The sequence below is a fragment of the Rouxiella aceris genome, from assembly GCF_012933545.1.
GTDB lineage: Bacteria > Pseudomonadota > Gammaproteobacteria > Enterobacterales > Enterobacteriaceae > Rouxiella > Rouxiella aceris.
The window spans coordinates 218266-233123 of record NZ_JAADJU010000007.1; the positions used below are offsets into that span (position 1 = coordinate 218266).

Annotated in this window: 16 protein-coding genes; 11 read left to right on the top strand and 5 right to left on the bottom strand. The window is 48.6% G+C overall.

What is annotated here, in order from left to right:
- The first annotated feature begins 18 nt into the window (after positions 1 to 18).
- The 3 genes from GW590_RS14670 (at position 19) to GW590_RS14680 (ending at position 3129) form a co-directional block, all read left to right on the top strand.
- A complete protein-coding gene (locus GW590_RS14670; RefSeq protein WP_169403793.1) occupies positions 19 to 282 on the top strand; it encodes a hypothetical protein in 264 nt (87 codons plus the stop codon).
- 118 nt (positions 283 to 400) lie between these two features.
- The gene (locus GW590_RS14675) at positions 401 to 1933 is read left to right on the top strand and encodes a GGDEF domain-containing protein (RefSeq protein WP_169403794.1); all 1533 of its coding nucleotides are present in this window, start codon (positions 401 to 403) and stop codon (positions 1931 to 1933) included.
- 848 nt (positions 1934 to 2781) lie between these two features.
- A complete protein-coding gene (locus GW590_RS14680; protein ID WP_169403795.1) occupies positions 2782 to 3129 on the top strand; it encodes a hypothetical protein in 348 nt (115 codons plus the stop codon).
- A gap of 106 nt (positions 3130 to 3235) precedes the next feature.
- On the opposite strand, the gene GW590_RS14685 is transcribed toward GW590_RS14680, so the two are convergent.
- From GW590_RS14685 to fliD, 5 genes are all read right to left on the bottom strand, one after another.
- The gene (locus GW590_RS14685) at positions 3236 to 3412 is read right to left on the bottom strand and encodes a GhoT/OrtT family toxin (RefSeq protein ID WP_072156493.1); all 177 of its coding nucleotides are present in this window, start codon (positions 3410 to 3412) and stop codon (positions 3236 to 3238) included.
- A gap of 162 nt (positions 3413 to 3574) precedes the next feature.
- Positions 3575 to 4396 (bottom strand): helix-turn-helix transcriptional regulator, encoded by an 822-nt coding sequence (locus tag GW590_RS14690; RefSeq protein ID WP_169403796.1) that lies wholly within the window; start codon positions 4394 to 4396, stop codon positions 3575 to 3577.
- Positions 4397 to 4602: 206 nt separating this feature from the next.
- Positions 4603 to 4965, bottom strand: coding sequence for a flagella biosynthesis regulatory protein FliT (fliT, locus tag GW590_RS14695; protein ID WP_169403797.1), 363 nt, complete (start codon positions 4963 to 4965; stop codon positions 4603 to 4605).
- Entirely contained in the window at positions 4940 to 5377 is a 438-nt protein-coding gene (gene fliS / locus GW590_RS14700; protein WP_169403798.1) for a flagellar export chaperone FliS, read from the bottom strand. The genes fliT and fliS overlap by 26 nt, the downstream gene beginning before the upstream one ends.
- Before the next feature lie 2 nt (positions 5378 to 5379).
- Positions 5380 to 6801 carry a flagellar filament capping protein FliD gene (fliD, locus tag GW590_RS14705; RefSeq protein ID WP_169403799.1) on the bottom strand — a complete coding sequence of 474 codons (1422 nt, stop codon included), beginning with the start codon at positions 6799 to 6801 and terminating at the stop codon, positions 5380 to 5382.
- A 252-nt stretch (positions 6802 to 7053) separates the two neighbouring features.
- Here fliD and GW590_RS14710 point away from each other — a divergent pair, with 252 nt between their 5' ends.
- From GW590_RS14710 to tcyN, 8 genes are all read left to right on the top strand, one after another.
- Positions 7054 to 8373: a FliC/FljB family flagellin gene (locus tag GW590_RS14710; RefSeq protein WP_169403800.1), complete on the top strand. Its 1320-nt coding sequence runs from the start codon at positions 7054 to 7056 to the stop codon at positions 8371 to 8373.
- Between the two features lie 118 nt (positions 8374 to 8491).
- On the top strand, positions 8492 to 9697 hold the full coding sequence (gene fliB / locus GW590_RS14715) for a flagellin lysine-N-methylase (RefSeq protein ID WP_169403801.1): 1206 nt from the start codon (positions 8492 to 8494) through the stop codon (positions 9695 to 9697).
- A gap of 140 nt (positions 9698 to 9837) precedes the next feature.
- Positions 9838 to 10560, top strand: coding sequence for an RNA polymerase sigma factor FliA (locus GW590_RS14720; protein ID WP_169403802.1), 723 nt, complete (start codon positions 9838 to 9840; stop codon positions 10558 to 10560).
- Between the two features lie 54 nt (positions 10561 to 10614).
- Entirely contained in the window at positions 10615 to 11151 is a 537-nt protein-coding gene (fliZ, locus tag GW590_RS14725) for a flagella biosynthesis regulatory protein FliZ (RefSeq protein WP_169403803.1), read from the top strand.
- A gap of 206 nt (positions 11152 to 11357) precedes the next feature.
- Complete coding sequence (locus tag GW590_RS14730; RefSeq protein WP_169403903.1) at positions 11358 to 12350, top strand: D-cysteine desulfhydrase; 993 nt, start codon at positions 11358 to 11360, stop codon at positions 12348 to 12350.
- A gap of 242 nt (positions 12351 to 12592) precedes the next feature.
- The gene (gene tcyJ / locus GW590_RS14735) at positions 12593 to 13396 is read left to right on the top strand and encodes a cystine ABC transporter substrate-binding protein (RefSeq protein WP_169403804.1); all 804 of its coding nucleotides are present in this window, start codon (positions 12593 to 12595) and stop codon (positions 13394 to 13396) included.
- Positions 13397 to 13424: 28 nt separating this feature from the next.
- Positions 13425 to 14093, top strand: coding sequence for a cystine ABC transporter permease (gene tcyL, locus GW590_RS14740; protein ID WP_169403805.1), 669 nt, complete (start codon positions 13425 to 13427; stop codon positions 14091 to 14093).
- Complete coding sequence (gene tcyN, locus GW590_RS14745; protein ID WP_169403806.1) at positions 14090 to 14842, top strand: L-cystine ABC transporter ATP-binding protein TcyN; 753 nt, start codon at positions 14090 to 14092, stop codon at positions 14840 to 14842. The genes tcyL and tcyN overlap by 4 nt, the downstream gene beginning before the upstream one ends.
- Positions 14843 to 14858: the final 16 nt, after the last annotated feature.

Below are 14858 nucleotides of genomic sequence, written 5' to 3' on the forward strand. Positions count from 1 at the left end.
CGCAGACAGGGAGACATCATGAATGAACAAGAACTTCACCAGTTGGTGTTATCTCTGAATCAACAAGTTGAAAACAACGCCATTCAAAATTTGGTAATGCGTAATTTGCTGATTACGCTTTGTAACACGCTAACGCCTGTGCAAAAACAGCAGGTGATGGTGCAGATGCGGGCAATTCATCAGATTTCTGACCGTGAAAGAGCGGTGGGCGATAAGCAGCAGTTAGCCATTTTGGATGCCTCACGTCGCGAAATGGAAGTTATGTTGCATCTGATTTCATAAAGATTTTGCCACAAAGTGAAAAATCGGATATGCCACTGTAATCTCGCTGTTAAATCTATAGGCTTAACTAATCCTATAATGTAATCTTGCTGGATAAAGCCTATTAGATGAGGTGCTTATGCGAGCACTTAAACGCTCTTATGTTCAGATCGCCAACAAGCTGGTATCACTTGGACTGATAGTGAGCGAGCCGGATGCACCCTTGGCCAGTATTTTTAACAATCGCCAGAAATTGCTCTCTGTGGTGTTGAAATCTTCAGTTATTTTGCTGTTGACGTTGTTACTTTCCTATCTGGGCATTTCCTTACGGCCTTTTGACGCCTTGTCAATTTTTTGGCCGGTGAATGCCATTTTGCTCGGATTTCTTATCCGCTATCCTTCTTACGATAAAAGTTATCAGTTTATCGTAATGTACTTGGCAATGGTGCTGGCGGATTACACCACCGGCAATTCGATAAACAACGCCATTAATATCAATGTTGCCAATATCATTTATATTCTGGTGACGCGCGCGCTGCTGTTGATGCGTGTTCCCGGGGAGTCGCATCGTCGCACATTACAGGCGTTGATCCGTGTGTTCCCTGCCAGCTTTGCCGGAGCTGCCTGCTGCGCACTTTGGGGGGCGGCGGTTAGTACCCCCTATAATGAGGACAGTTTTTTGGCCGGGTTGATCTCCTGGTTTACGGAACAGTTTTCTACCAGCATCCTGTTTCTGCCGGTGATGTTAAGTATTCCCAAAAGTAAGAATATTGATGAATTTAACCAGATTATTCGCCGGAATAATCTTTTACCGCTGTTGTCGTTAGCGATTACCTTGCCCTGTGCCATTGTGGTAGGCGGCGGTGGGAGCCTGATTTTCCCGCTGCCGGCATTAATGTGGTGTGCGATCACCTATCCATTGTTCATCACCACCTGTCTGACGCTGGTCGTCGGCGCGGTGGAGATTATGTTGGTCTCGGTGAATATTTTGCATATCCAGGGGGCGGTGGTTTTTACCGTACTGGATTCATTAACGTCAGCCCGTTTAGGCATTGCCGCTATGGCCATCAGTCCGCTGATTGTGGCGATTAGCCAGACTTCAACGGTGAAGTTGCTTTCCCGATTAACTCAGCGTGCTGACTTTGATTATCTGACCGGAACCCTGACCCGCGGCGGTCTCTATGAGCGTCTTAATTACTTGAGCGATGCGAAAACCTTAAAGGGCCATTTTCGCGGTGCGGTAATGATGATTGATATTGATAATTTTAAAAAGGTCAACGATGCCTTTGGCCACTCGGTGGGCGATCAGGTGTTAATCAATATTGTTGCCCAAATCAAGTCATGCCTGCGTTCTGATATCCTGGTTTGCCGTATGGGGGGGGAAGAATTTCTGGTGGTGATGTTTGATTTATCGCCGTTGGGCGCCTTAACCATTGCCGAGAGAATTCGTCATACCATTGAGGTCAATCCGCTGGATATTCATGGCGAGTTATTAGGTGTAACGGTCAGTATCGGTGTCGAATTTATTGGCGGCAAAGGTGAATCTGCACTGGCCGAGGTGATCAATCACGGCATTGAGCAAGCGGATATGCAGGTTTATCGCGCCAAGCGGAAGGGTAAAAACTGTGTCTGCAGCCGGGATAGTGCCGGGGCACTGGGATATGAGATCTGATTTTAATTACAAATTTGCTTTTAACTTCAAGGTCAAGGTCAAGGTCAAATTCAAGGTCAACGTCAACTGCATTCGCTACGCTCACTGGGCAGCGGCCCAGACCGCCTCTCTGGCTTAAAAGTCAATTGGCTATGTAGTAAGGGTTTCGGTTTTAGCTTAAATGGCAATTGTTGTTTTAAAACCAATGGGCTATGAGGAGCTGTTTCGGTTTTATAATAGTGATGGCAACTTGACCCGCTGTGCCGAACCGAGTTAAGGAGCGCTGGCCCGCTCCTTAACAATCCTGGGCCTTTTGGTGTTGTTGATGCGTCTGCTGCCTATTACCGGCTATGTTTCAGTGACTCCGAGCGTGGCACGAGCCGCGCTGCTCCGCAGTCCCCTTGCTCGGTCGGGAGCCAAAAGCGTCTCCCTCCTCTTCGCGCGGCGCCGTCTCTGAATGTGCCAGTCAGCATGTCTTAAATGGCAATTGTTGTTTTAAAACCAATGGGCTATGAGGAGCTGTTTCGGTTTTATAATAGCGGTGGCAACTTAACCGACTGTGCCGAACCGAGTTAAGGAGCGCTGGCCCGCTCCTTAACAATCCTGGGCCTTTTGGTGTCTTTGATTCGTCTGCTGCCTATTACCGGCTATGTTTCAGTCACTCCCAGCGTGGCACGAGCCGCGCTGCTCCGCAGTCCCCTTGCTCGGTCGGGAGCCAAAAACGTCTCCCTCCGCTTCGCGCGGCGCCGTCTCTGAATGTGCCAGCAAACTATCTACACCGTGCCGTTTCAGACAAAGATTTTTGTCTTTTTGTCTTTTTGTCTTTCGCAGTTGACCTTTGATGTTGCCGGTTTTGCAGTAAATGCCGCTTGGCCGATTCAAAACCTACGCTGAGCGGCGTGGAGCGAGACGCTTTTGGCTCGCGACCGAGTGAAGGGACCGCGAAGCGGCGTGGTTTAGGCCACACACCGATGTCACTGGAAAGAACTACAACCGAGGGCACGACACTTATCAATTTGGACAAGGCGCAGGATTCCAAAGGAGGCGCGCCTTCGCCTCCTTTGGGCGGTCTGGGCCGCTGCCCAGTGAGCGCAGCGAATGCCCTTGACCTTGACCTTGACCTTGACCTTGACCTTGAAATTGAAGTTAAAAGCAAGTTTGCAATTAAAACCCTTTCCTCACAGCCCATTGGTTTTAAGACAACAATTGCCATTTAAGCCCAACCCGATACAGCTCCTCGGAGTTAATTGACTTTAAGCCATAAATTGCCATTTAAGCCAAAATCGTCCCTGCCGCCAGGCAAAAAAACCAAAATTTCGCGCTTTAAAAAAGCGAAAATAACATCACGACCGGCAGGCTCATCGGCCAGGTCAACCCGATTATCCCCGAGGTCAGTAAGCGTATTTTTATACTGTCTCGACTGACTAACAATGTAAACAACGCAGCAATGCCCAGTCCACCCCAATAAATCGTTTTAATTACTTCCCACCACAAATGCACAGAATCCCCTGAAATTGTAAAAATTAATGCAACAGGGGGTAGTGTAATTGGTTAACATTTTGCAATCAATTGATGAGTGATTTTGTTCACAGATTTGCAATGTAAATAAGCATGCAAACATGGCGGGGTAGAAGACAGAAGACGGCTTGGTGTGTGTGCGATTTACGCCTGACGTAAATGGCCGCGAATTGCCGTTGGTGCAAAACCGAAACGCTTACGAAACCGTTCAGCAAAACGTGAACCGCTCTCATAACCCACTTGCTGGGCAATATTGGAAATAGCTAAATCAGTACATTGCAGCAGTTGCAGGGCAAATGTCATGCGTACATCAATAATCAGATTACGTAATACGGTATTTTCCGCGGCCAACCGACGGCGTAATGTGACCTCGTTCATCTGAAGTTGTTCTGCTACCTCAGCCGCAGTAAACGAACGGTGCAGTTGGTTTACCAATAAATCGCGCACATTTTGCGTGATGCTGTTATCTTGCGGGCAGGCAAAACGTATGCCCAAATGTGACAGCCAAATCAATTGCTCAATCATGCGATGACGGGCAATTAACGGTGGCAGACCGCTTGAAGACATTAAAAATTGATGTGTTTCTTCAAAAGAAGATTTAAAAGCATAGGGCATATGCGGAACAACGTGCAGACTGTCAACAACGGTGATCGCCGGTTCAATGGCGCAAGACAGACGTTTTGCTTCGTCGAGCAAAGTCGGGTCCCAGGCCAGCCTGGCACAACTAAAAACGCCAGATTCTGACGGGCAGTTGGTGGTCTCAATACTTTGTCCACAGCTAACGACCAGTAATTCACCGGGTCCGATCAAGGTGTCATGGCTGCCGTGATGAACAATTTTATGTCCCTGGTGAATATACAATACGCAAGGCTTATCAATATAAATATCCTTGATAAATAACTCGCTGTGTTGGATAAGCAGAGATGCAGAACCTATCCCTGACGAGACTTTAATTTTTCGAACCATTGTGCTGAATTTGCCTGATATCATTACTGCTGTTGTTTATCTACTAACCAAAATGGCAATATTCACTTCAGTAATGCAGATATTGATCGTGCGATAAAACCAAAAATTACAAAGCAGAGAATAGCTATCGTGAATCATCTATTCTCTGCCTGGAAATATGTAATAAACGCAGAATTATTATTTGAAATTTATTTAAAATTACGATGCTACTGCTGGTCACGCATGGCGACTGCACGTTGCGTAAAGTGTCCATAAGTGGTATTAACCGCTTGTTGCTTTACTGATTGGCCAATAAGTTCAGACAAGGTATTCATACGTGCCTGCAACAATTTTTTAATCTCGGTTTCATTGTCGAGAATTTTTTGCAACACTTTGCGTATCTGGCTTTGGATATAGGGCGATATCTCTTCGGCAATAGGTAATACCGTAGTAGCTTCTACCGCTTTAAGATAGCTTACCTCGGTCTCGACAAGCTCATCCCATTTCTCGTTATGAGCGAGCGTTAACATGTGCTCGCTTAAGGTCAGGATCAGCGCATATTCATTAACCAGGGACTGATGTCGATCCATTATATTGGTCCTGCAAAGGGTTATAGTGAGGGCCGGTCTGCCGCCAGGCATCGGCAATATCTTCAAGCAAGGTCAGCACCTCGGTAATAGCCTGCTGATCGTTATGTAAATTGGCATGTAATAACCGGCGGATCATATAAGAATAAAGTGCCTCAAGGTTATCCACTAACTCGGGGTCCCCTTGATCTCTGCTCAGGCTGGCCTTAAGTCCATTATCAATGATACTAATGGCTTTGGTTAATGCCTGCCCCTTACCGGCAATATCTTTGCTGTTCATTAAAATACGTGCGCGGATAAGGGCGCTGCGCGCCCCGTCAAAGAGCATAACAATCAACTGATGGGGGGAGGCGCTCATCACCGCGCTTTCAACTCCCACCTGGGCATAAGCCTTGGTTGCTTTATTGTTGTACATAATTACGATCCTGTCGTGCTGCTAGTGGTGGCGAACTGCTGCGTCAGATAAGAACTGGTGCTGTTCAGTTTCTGAATGGCCACATCCAGAGCGGTAAACTGGGTTTTATAACGGGCAATGGTATCGGTGATAATGCTATTGGTGTCGTTATACTGTTTGGTCAGATCTTTTAGTGTGTCATTAACACCGGTTGTTGCCGATGTCAGCGTGCCTGAAGTTGATAAGAAACTGGTATTTAAATTGTTAACGATGGTGGCGACACCGGTAGTTTTACCATCACCAACAATCATTTGCGATACGGCAGTGCTATTGGTGCTTAAAGCAGTGCTCAATTTGGTGCTATCAACCGTCAGCAGCCCGGTAGTTGGGTCGGTAGTAATGCCAATACTGGCCAGTGAAGGGTAGGCTGATGAACCTTGTGAGCTGGTGATAGCCGATGCCAACTGCGTCTGAATACCACGCAAGGTACTATCGCCAATCAATGCGCCATTTGAACTGTCCTGAGTTACCCCTGTTGCCACCGGGGTATATTTAGTCAGGGTGCCCATGCTGGTGACCAGCGCATTATAGTTGGTCACAAAGGCATTGATCGCCGAGGTGGCAGCACTATTGTCTTTGGCCACCGTCAGGGTCTGTGTGCCAGAGGTCAACCCGGTGAGATTAAGCGTTACGCCCGATGGTGCATTGGTGATGGTATTGCTGGCACGCTCAATGGAGACATTATTGACTGTTAATAGGGCGTTTTTGGCGGCAACAGACTCGGTCATACCATTGGTCGTGCTGGTGGAGTTGTAGCCAATTTTGCCCTGCAGCGTATCGTCACCGGTAACACTAACGGTCATATCATTGGATGTACCGGTACTGTTTGAGGTCAATACCAACTGATAGCTGGTATCAGATGCTTGAATAACGCTGGCAGTCACCCCGCCATTAGCGGCATTGATGGCATCACGAATGCCACCCAATGAGGTCTGCGAATCCGTCAGGTTAACAGTCAGTGGCGTGGTGCCGGTGCCCTGGGAAATGGTCAGGGTACGGCTACCGCTGGTGGTGGTGGCACCAATCGCCGTGGTGCTATCGGTCTGTACGCCAGAGATCAGCGATTGCGCCTGTGCCAACTGAGTTACCGCAATACTATAGGTACCAGCCGCAGCCGTAGCATCGGTGGTAGCACTAAATGATGAGGTGCTGCTGGATGTGGCAGACGTGGTTTTAAACAGGCTGGCACTGCCCAGCGCCGTGCTTGAATCAGCAAAAGTTTGCAGCGCACTTTTTAAGGTGCCGTAAGCGGTCAGTTTCGCACTATAAGCTGACTGCTGCGTAGAAATTGGGGTCAGGCGAGCGTTTTCCGCCGTGGTCAGGTTACTAAGTAATGTGGTGAGATCCAACCCTGAACCAATGCCTAAAGAAGAGATAGTGGCCATATAAATCCTTTACAGTGTGAAAGTGTCTTTAAGCCCTATCGGCACGACGGAGGAAAAGTTTAATAGAAAGCGTGAAAAAGTAATGGCAGGAATAGCTGCAATAAGGAGGGGTATTTCCCGCGCTAAGAAATTTTAATTATTTTGCATTTTTTTCTAAAGGTTGTGGGGTATAGCGCCGATACATGGTTTGACGGTGAAGAACGCCGTGGGCAGTAAGCCCAAACCCTTAACCAGTTTTGAAGGAATACTCTTATGTCTATGGTAATCAACACAAACACACTGTCCCTGATGACTCAGCAGAACCTGAACAAATCCCAGTCTGCACTGAGCACCGCCATTGAGCGTCTTTCTTCAGGTCTGCGTATCAACAGTGCGAAAGACGATGCTGCCGGTCAGGCGATTGCAAACCGTTTCCAGTCTAACATCAATGGTCTGACTCAGGCGTCAAGCAACGCCAACGACGGTATCTCCGTTGCCCAGACCACTGAAGGTTCACTGGATGAAATAAACAACAACTTGCAGCGTATTCGTGAACTGTCAGTTCAGGCTGCCAACGGTACCAACTCAAGCTCTGACTTGACCTCAATCCAGGACGAAATTACATCACGTCTGTCTGAAATCGACCGCGTATCTGGTCAGACTCAGTTCAACGGCGTTAAAGTTTTGGCTTCTAACCAAACCATGTCTATCCAGGTTGGCGCTAACGATGGCCAGTCCATCAATATCGACCTGCAACAGATTGACTCTTCTACTCTGGGTCTGTCAGGCTTCTCTGTATCTGGTAGCGCACTGAAAACCAGCGATGCTGTTACTCAGGTCGGCGATACTACTGCAGCACCTAAGACTGTTGACCTGTCAGCAGCAGCAACTGCTCTGACTACTGCTACCGGCTCAACTGTTGCCGCAAGCAGCCTGTCTCTGGTTAACATTCAAGACTCTACCGGCGCAGCAACTGCTAACTATGCCGTTAAATCTGGTAGCGATTACTACGCAGCCTCTGTTGACTCTACCACTGGTAAAGTTACTCTGAACACCTCTGATGTTTCTTTCACCGACCCATCAAACGGTGTAACCACTGCAGCTACTCAAAGTGGCGTTCTGGTTAAAGTTGGGACTGATGCTACTGGCAATGCTGAAGGTTTTGTGACCGTTCAAGGCCAAAACTACAAAGCTGGTACTACTGGTGTTGATGTGTTGGCTAACAGTAATGCTGCAACACCTACTTCTACTGTAGGTACAACTCTGGTTCTGAGTGGCGCATCTGCTACTGCAACTTTCTCTGGTGCAGCAACTACCAACCCACTGGCAAAAATCGATGCTGCGATTGCCAAAATTGACACCTTCCGTTCTCAGCTGGGTGCCGTGCAGAACCGTTTTGACTCTGCTATCACCAACCTGAGCAACACCACCACTAACCTGCAATCTGCACAGAGCCGTATTCAGGATGCCGACTACGCAACTGAAGTTTCTGCAATGAGCAAAGACCAGATCCTGCAACAGGCCGGTAACTCCGTACTGAGCAAAGCCAACTCCAGCACCCAGGGTGTATTGACTCTGCTGCAGAACGCATAAGACTCTTTACCGAGTTAATGCCGTCAAAAGGCGACCATTCGGTCGCCTTTTTATCACATGGTATGACTATTATTTATCGCTTCTTTAATCCAATGGTAAATAAACCGTAGGAAGTAATATGAAAGAGATCCTGGTTAGTCAGCCTGCTTATGTCACACGCTTTAGTTGTATTGGTGCGGCTTGCCGCGATCACTGTTGTAAACGTTGGGAAATCACCCTCGATAAAACCACATATAATAAATATTTAAAGAGTGAAATTCCCAATATTAGAAAGATTGCCCAGGAGCATATTAAAGTGGGCAAAAAAAGTTTCCAACATTGGGCAAATATGTCACTGGATAGTGAAGGTAACTGTTTTTACCTTAATGAACAGCGCTTATGTGAAGTTCATAAACAATTAGGGGCGGATGCGCTTAGCTACACATGTACTATTTATCCGCGAGTCAATCAGGTTTATAAAAATGAAGAATTAAAAAGCCTGAATATGTCTTGCCCGGAGGCAAGTAAACAGATCCTGTTTTCCCCTGATGCACTATTAAATCAAACCAGTAGTTATATTAAAGACAGTTATCATTCGCAACCTGCTGCGGATAGTGAAGGGCGTTTGATTAACTTGTTTTGCGCCAATTTAATGTTGGTGCCTCAGCCTAGAGTTGAACATAATATCTACGCTATCATCTATTTTATTCTTGCTGCTGAAAAAGCTCAGGGCACGCTGGATAACAAGTTGCAGAGTATGGAAGCCGCCTATCAGGCGATTACGCTGCAAATGCAAAACGGACAGTTGGCAGCATCATTGCAAAATATCAATGAGATGCAAACTCTTGAGTTACAACTACTGATGAATTTACAAAAGCATATACTTATCATTAAAGGCTTACGCGGTCAGGCCAAATTGGTTAGTTATATGATTACACTCAATGAATTCTTTCCAGGTGGTTTGTCTGAGCAACAATTAAGCACCAACTTATCTCGCCTAAAATCTGCCTGGGATGAGATAGCGCTGCCGTGGCTAAATCAGCGGCCTTATATTCTGCGTAATTTTTTTCAATATCGGCTTTATCACGATCAGTTTGGCATTAAGCGTACAGGCTCTTTGCTAAAAGATTTGTATTTGATTATGGCGGATTATTTCTTCATCAAATCAATGCTCTCCGCCACAGCCCTTGTCAAGGGGGAGCTGACCGATGACGATATTATTGACGTAATGTATAGCTATTCGACTTTTCGTCAGCATGAAATGACGGCACAGCAAAATTTTTCGGATGAGATCGATCTGTGCAAACGTGGTGATGACTTGTCGGTGGTACGCCTGCTGGTTTAAGCAGCGGCGAGCAATGCGCGCGGTGGGTTGAGGATCACATAAATCAAATAGCCGCGCTTTTCAGTCCTTATTCTGGCGATTGGATAGGTCTGAGGTTGTGATAATAGGGACAATACCACTACTAAACTAGGTTTGGCCCTGTGAGCGATTTCTATACAGCCGAAGGCACGATAGACAAAAATTCTTTATGGCAGCGCTATGTTCCCTTAGTGCGCCATGAGGCTCTGCGCTTGCAGGTAAGGCTTCCCGCGAGCGTGGAGTTGGATGACTTGTTACAGGCGGGAGGTATTGGGCTTTTAAATGCCGTAGAACGTTACGACGCCATGCAGGGCACTGCATTTACCACTTACGCCGTCCAGCGTATTCGTGGCGCCATGCTCGATGAACTGCGCAGTCGTGATTGGGTGCCTCGCAGCGTGCGGCGCAATGCGCGTGAGGTGTCTCAGGCCATGCACCTGGCCGAACAAAAGCTCGGGCGTGTGCCGAGTGAAACCGAGATTGCGCAGGCCCTGGCGATCCCCATCGAGGAGTACCGTCAGATCCTGATGGATACCAACAGTAGCCAGTTGTTTTCGTATGACGAATGGCGAGAAGAGCATGGTGACAGTGCAGAAGCATTGATGGAAGGGCACGAAGAGGCCAACCCGTTACATCACTTGTTGGAAGGCAATTTACGCCAGCGTGTGATGGATGCCATTGAGGCATTACCAGATCGGGAAAAAATGGTATTGACGCTTTACTACCAGGAAGAGTTGAATTTAAAAGAGATTGGCGCAGTGCTTGATGTGGGTGAGTCCCGTGTGAGCCAACTGCATAGTCAGGCAATCAAGCGTTTAAAAGCTCGGCTTGCCAATGACCACTGATCCGCTTTTCCCTGGCCGGTTAGTCCTTTTATATCCCATTAGAGGAAATAAATTATGCCAGCGGGAATCAAAACACGGCCTCTGAGCCGTTATCTTAAAGATTACAAACACAGCCAAACGCATTGTTCGCAATGTGGTAAAGAGCTTGACCGAATGGCGTTGGTTTTTCGCGGTCAGGTCATCAATAAAGAGGCGATTGCCAAGATGGATCAGCCTATTGATGAAGAGCTCTGGCGTAATCTTACACAGGAACTGACGGCATTGTGCCGCTTCTGTAGTGAGATTTCTTTTAACAGTAATTCTTCCTATTTCGACATTATTGCTTTTAAGCAGTATTTGTTTGAACAGACCGAAATGAACCACAGTACCGTACGCGAGTATGTGGTGCGTTTGCGCCGGCTGGATGAAATTTTGGCGGCGAATAACTATCCTCGTGACAGAATTGCCGGGGAAAGTATTCATCAGCGCATTATGGACGATGTTCCGGTGGCGGCAGGTGATAACTACCGAATTGCGCTGCGCAAATATGATCAGTATCTCGCCTGGCAGAGAGAATCTACGCCGGGTAATGTTTATCTCGAGCGGGCATAGACCCCGCGTGATAGACAGAATAATGTCATAGTCAGCAGGGTGGGCGTCTTTCGACGCCCGCTTTTTTTGTGCATAACCACCGCTCATCTGTACGACATTCACTGATATACTAAAATCTGCATTTTTCCACTCCGACCCAGCCTATCATCCAAAAAACATTGCTTTGGGGGAACACCGTGCCTGCAACTTTATCTGACTCATCTTCATTGGCTTATTTAAAACATCAGCTACAAAATTTTGCCCGTCTTGACCTGGTTGGTAACAGTACGCCCCTTGAGCGGCTGCATCGCCTTTCCGACTATGTCGGACGCGATATCTATATTAAACGTGATGACGTCACGCCCTTGGCGCTTGGTGGCAACAAACTGAGAAAGCTTGAGTTTTTAGCCGCTGCCGCTATGGCAGAAGGGGCCGATACGCTGGTGACCGCCGGTGCCATTCAGTCTAATCATGTCCGTCAAACTGCGGCCGTGGCGGCGAAACTCGGCCTGAAATGTCTGGCGCTGTTGGAGAATCCGATTGGCACCGATGCGGCAAATTACCTTGGCAATGGCAATCGTCTGCTGCTGGATCTGTTTAATACCGAAGTCGTAATGTGCGACGAGCTGCATGACCCTATGGCGCAGTTGGCCGAACAGGCTACCCGCCTCGAAGCCCAGGGCTTTCGTCCCTATGTGATCCCGGTGGGCGGATCCAATGCCCTCGGTGCCTTGGGTTACGTACAATGTGCCATTGAAATTGCCGAACAGAGCTCGGCCGGTTTTGTTGATTTCAGCGCCGTGGTGGTGGCTTCCGGCAGTGCCGGTACCCACGCCGGACTGGCAGTGGCGCTACGGGAGCTGATGCCGGAAACCCAACTGATTGGCGTCACCGTCTCGCGCCGCGCAGAGGACCAGTGCCCTAAAGTTGAAGCCCTTGCCGGACAGTTGATGCAGGCTTTATCGCTGACAGGGCCGACACCGGACATTACCCTGTGGGATGAATACTTTGCGCCACGCTACGGCGAGCCCAATAAAGCCGGTCTGGCCGCGATCAAACTGCTGGCCGAGCAGGAAGCGATGTTGCTTGACCCGGTATATACCGGCAAAGCCATGGCTGGCTTACTTGATGGTCTGGCACAACAGCGTATCCCGGGTGAAGGACCGGTGTTGTTTGTACATACCGGTGGTGCGCCTGCGCTGTTTGCCTATCAGGGCTAATTACTTACCCTGGCTGGCAATGGCGGCTTGGCTAAAGATGATATAACCTTATCTTATAATAATTAGTGATAAGGTTATGGGATGATATTCCATTGTTGGTTGAGAAAAATGGCCAGCTTAATGCTAATGTGCTGACATACGACCAGATTATCTCTCTGCAATCTGTTGAATAGACAGCGCTGTTGGCCATAGTCTGGTCAGGCAAGTTATTCCTGAACCTATAAAAAAAGAATGAGGTGAGTATGGCTTTTTCTACATTGCGTCGTCGTTTACTTCTGGGAGCGATGGCGGTGACCTTAACCACCGGTATCATCGGTCACGCTTCTGCAGCTTCTGAAGATGTGTTAAGCAAAGTCAAACAGCGTGGCACGCTGATTGTTGGACTGGAAGGCACCTATCCTCCGTTCAGTTTTCAGGGTACTGATGGCAAGCTGACTGGCTTTGAAGTCGAGTTTGCCGATGCCCTGGCACAGCATATGGGCGTCAAAGCCAAGCTGTCGCCAACCAAATGGGACGGTATGCTGGCAGCACTGGAATCAAAACGTATTGATGTGGTGATCAATCAGGTGACCATCTCCCCTGAGCGCCAGAAAAAATATGATTTCTCAACGCCTTATACCGTTTCTGGTATTCAGGTGCTGACCAAAAAAGGCAATGAAGGCCAATATGCCAACGCCGATGCGCTGAAAGGCAAAAAAGTCGGCGTCGGTTTGGGCAGTAACTATGAACAATGGTTGCGTGCCAATCAGCCTGGCGTTGATGTGCGTACCTATGATGATGACCCAACCAAATATCAGGATCTGCGTGTAGGCCGTATTGACGCCATTCTGGTCGACCGCCTGGCAGCACTGGATCTGGTGAAAAAGACCGGTGATACGCTGGCGGTAGCCGGTAAGCCATTTGCCCGTCAGGAATCTGGTATTGCTGTGCGTAAAAATAACCCTGAGCTGTTGGCTGCCATTAACCAGGCGATTGCCGATATGCAAAAAGACGGTTCACTGGCGAAAATCTCCAACAAGTGGTTTGGCGCCGACGTCACTAAATAATACTCAATACTGCAAGGTCATTATCCTGATGCAAGAGAGTCTTCAACTGGTGCTGGATTCAGCACCTTTTTTATTAACCGGAACCCTGTTTACCCTCCAGCTCAGTCTGGGAGGCATGGTATTCGGTTTATTGCTCGGTTTTCTGCTGGCGCTGATGCGTCTGTCGCATTTCTGGCCGCTGTCATGGCTGTCACGTGTTTATGTCTCCATTTTTCGCGGTACGCCGCTGATTGCCCAGCTGTTTATGATTTACTACGGTCTGCCGCAGTTTGGTATCGAGCTTGATCCTATTCCTTCGGCGATGATTGGTCTGTCGCTCAATACCGCAGCCTATACATCCGAGACGCTGCGTGCGGCGATATCCTCGATTGATAAAGGGCAGTGGGAAGCCGCCGCCAGTATCGGCATGAATGGCTGGCAGACTCTGCGTCGTGTGGTATTGCCGCAGGCGGCACGCACCGCATTGCCGCCGTTGGGCAACAGTTTTATTGGCCTGGTGAAGGATACCTCTCTGGCGGCCACCATTCAGGTGCCTGAGCTGTTTCGCCAGGCGCAGCTGGTCACCTCACGCACGCTGGAAGTGTTTACCATGTACCTGGCGGCGTCGGTCATTTATTGGGTGCTGGCCACTTTGCTGTCCTTCTTGCAAAATCGTCTCGAAGCCCGCGTTAACCGCCAGGATCAGGAGCCATCATGAGTACCATTGACGTGAAAAAGCTGGTGAAAAAATTTCATGGTCAGACGGTGCTGCATGGTATCGATCTGCAAGTTAACGCCGGGGAAGTGGTGGCGATTATCGGGCCAAGTGGCTCGGGTAAAACCACGCTGTTACGCAGTATCAACCTGCTGGAAGTGCCGGATTCAGGCACCATCAGCGTCGGCAGTATTGAAATTGATGCCAGCATTGCGATCAGCAAGCAGAAAGAGAAAGTACGCCAGTTGCGCCAGCAGGTGGGATTTGTATTCCAGAACTTTAATTTATTTCCCCATCGTTCGGTGCTCGATAACATTACCGAAGGTCCGGTGATAGTCAAAGGCCAGCCGCGCGCCAAGGCTGAGGAAAATGCCCGGCAACTGTTGGCTAAAGTCGGCCTGGCGGGTAAAGAGAATGCTTATCCGCGTCGCTTGTCCGGGGGACAGCAGCAACGTGTGGCGATTGCCCGGGCGCTGGCCATGGATCCGCAAGTGATCCTGTTTGATGAACCGACCTCGGCCCTCGATCCCGAGCTGGTGGGGGAAGTGCTTAGCACCATCAAGGCGCTGGCCCTTGAGCATCGCACCATGGTGATTGTCACCCATGAAATGGGCTTTGCCCGCGACGTGGCCGATAGGGCGATTTTTATGGATCAAGGCCAAATTGTTGAACAAGGCCCGGCGAAAGCGCTGTTTGCTGCGCCACAACACCCGCGTACCCAACAGTTTCTGGAAAAATTCCTACAAAAATAGTGCCTATTTTTTCCCC

Excerpts from the sequence above, each read along its gene's own strand:
- GW590_RS14670 (WP_169403793.1), top strand. The coding sequence starts at position 19 with ATGAATGAACAAGAACTTCACCAGTTGGTGTTATCTCTGAATCAACAA.
- GW590_RS14675 (WP_169403794.1), top strand. The coding sequence starts at position 401 with ATGCGAGCACTTAAACGCTCTTATGTTCAGATCGCCAACAAGCTGGTA.
- GW590_RS14690 (WP_169403796.1), bottom strand. The coding sequence starts at position 4,396 with ATGGTTCGAAAAATTAAAGTCTCGTCAGGGATAGGTTCTGCATCTCTG.
- fliT (WP_169403797.1), bottom strand. The coding sequence starts at position 4,965 with ATGGATCGACATCAGTCCCTGGTTAATGAATATGCGCTGATCCTGACC.
- fliS (WP_169403798.1), bottom strand. The coding sequence starts at position 5,377 with ATGTACAACAATAAAGCAACCAAGGCTTATGCCCAGGTGGGAGTTGAA.
- fliD (WP_169403799.1), bottom strand. The coding sequence starts at position 6,801 with ATGGCCACTATCTCTTCTTTAGGCATTGGTTCAGGGTTGGATCTCACC.
- GW590_RS14710 (WP_169403800.1), top strand. The coding sequence starts at position 7,054 with ATGTCTATGGTAATCAACACAAACACACTGTCCCTGATGACTCAGCAG.
- fliB (WP_169403801.1), top strand. The coding sequence starts at position 8,492 with ATGAAAGAGATCCTGGTTAGTCAGCCTGCTTATGTCACACGCTTTAGT.
- fliZ (WP_169403803.1), top strand. The coding sequence starts at position 10,615 with ATGCCAGCGGGAATCAAAACACGGCCTCTGAGCCGTTATCTTAAAGAT.
- tcyJ (WP_169403804.1), top strand. The coding sequence starts at position 12,593 with ATGGCTTTTTCTACATTGCGTCGTCGTTTACTTCTGGGAGCGATGGCG.
- tcyL (WP_169403805.1), top strand. The coding sequence starts at position 13,425 with ATGCAAGAGAGTCTTCAACTGGTGCTGGATTCAGCACCTTTTTTATTA.
- tcyN (WP_169403806.1), top strand. The coding sequence starts at position 14,090 with ATGAGTACCATTGACGTGAAAAAGCTGGTGAAAAAATTTCATGGTCAG.